Annotated in this window: 1 protein-coding gene and 1 pseudogene; one reads left to right on the forward strand and one right to left on the reverse strand. The window is 75.9% G+C overall.

The genetic code is table 11. The features are described from left to right. Positions 1–480 (reverse strand): annotated as a pseudogene (locus tag AC0CYZ_RS12300) (primosomal protein); the annotation flags it as partial. A 133-nt stretch (positions 481–613) separates the two neighbouring features. On the opposite strand from AC0CYZ_RS12300, the gene AC0CYZ_RS12305 reads away from it, so the two are divergent. Further along, positions 614–1579 carry a haloalkane dehalogenase gene (locus AC0CYZ_RS12305; RefSeq protein ID WP_472215669.1) on the forward strand — a complete coding sequence of 322 codons (966 nt, stop codon included), beginning with the start codon at positions 614–616 and terminating at the stop codon, positions 1577–1579. Positions 1580–1702: the final 123 nt, after the last annotated feature.

Raw genomic sequence — 1702 nt, forward strand, 5'->3', positions numbered from 1 at the left:
CAGCGCGGCGCCGTCCCGGCCGCCGAACGCCGCCACGCCGTGCGGCAGGGCCGCGAAGGCCGGGGTGGAGTCGAGGATCGCCGTCACCGCGGTGAGGTCGCAGACGTCGGCGAGGGACCGGACCATCTCGGTGATCTCCGCAAGGTCGTCGACCACCCACGTGTCGGGCTCGTCGGCGACGAGCTCGGGCGCGCCGATGACGTCGTAGCGCTGGATGTCCTCGGGGGTCAGCTCGTCGACCGACAACCCGCCGACCACGCCCCACGCCGGGTGGTCGGCGAGGTCGTGCGGGGTGCCGTCGGCGTCGCTCGTCCGGATCCACGCGGCCAGGTCGGCGGCGTCGGCGAAGGCGAACACGTGGTCGTCGTCACCGAGGAAGGCCTCCCACTCCTCGCCGTCCTCGCGCCAGCGCGGAGCCCAGAGGGTGACGAGGTCCCCGTCGGTGAGCGCGAGGGTGATGGGGACGATGTCCTGGGCCATGGTGTGGCCTCCGGGTCTCCTGCGGGGTGATCACGTGCGGCGCCACCCTAGGGGTGCGCGGGTGACCAGGCCGTTCGGGGACGTGACCCGCGCGGAGAGGCCTGCGACGGGCCCGGCGTGGCAGGCTGCCGGCGTGCGGTTGCTGCGGACGCCCGAGGAGCGCTTCTCCGCCGTCGAGGGCTTCGCCCACCGACCCCGCTACGTCGAGGTCGCCGACCCCGACGGCGGCCCGGACCCGGTGCGCGTGGCCACCTACGGCGTCGGCCCGGAGGGGCCCGACGCGGGCCCGACCGTGCTCCTGCTGCACGGGGAACCGACCTGGTCCTATCTCTACCGCCACGTCCTCGACGCGCTGGCCGGCGCGGGCGTGCGGGCGGTCGCGGTCGACCTCGTGGGCTTCGGGCGCTCCGACAAGCCCGCGGAGGTGACCGACCACAGCTACGCCCGCCACGTCAGCTGGGTGCGCGAGGCGGTGTTCGAGGCGCTCGGGCTCGACGACCTCGTGCTCCTCGGGCAGGACTGGGGCGGGCTCATCGGGCTGCGGCTCGTGGCCGCGGACCCCGACCGGTTCCGGGCGGTGGTCGCGGCGAACACCGGGCTCCCGACCGGTGACGTGGACATGCCCGAGCCGTGGTGGCGCTTCCGGCGGGCCGTGGAGCGCGCCGACACCCTCGACGTCGGGCGGCTCGTCGCCTCGGGGTGCGCGCGGGGTCTCCCGTCCGCCGTCCGGGCCGCGTACGACGCCCCGTTCCCCGACGAGGCCAGCAAGGCGGGCCCGCGGGCGATGCCCCTGCTGGTTCCCACCCGGCCCGACGACCCGGAGACCGGGGCCAACCGCGCGGCGTGGGCCGCGCTGGCCGACTACACCCGCCCGTTCGTGGTGGCGTTCTCGGACTCCGACCCCATCACCGGGCCGATGGGCCCGGTCCTGCGCGAGCACATCCGGGGGGCGGGCGCCGGGGGCGGCGAGGACCCCGGGCACGCCGTGCTCCGCGGCGCGGGCCACTTCCTGCAGGAGGACGCCGGGTCGGAGCTCGCGTCCGTCGTCGTGGGCGTCGTCCGCCGGCTCGACCGTCCGGGCGACGGGCCCGGCGCTTGAGGCCCATCCCTCGAGAACCCTCGAAGGAGTGAAGTAACCCCGGGCCCCGTGACTCGCCGGCGAAACCTGCCGTTGGGGGGGACGTGACAGTCGGGCCCGGTCACCACGGGCCCGGAATACCTG

It is taken from the genome of Actinomycetospora sp. (genome assembly GCF_055612215.1).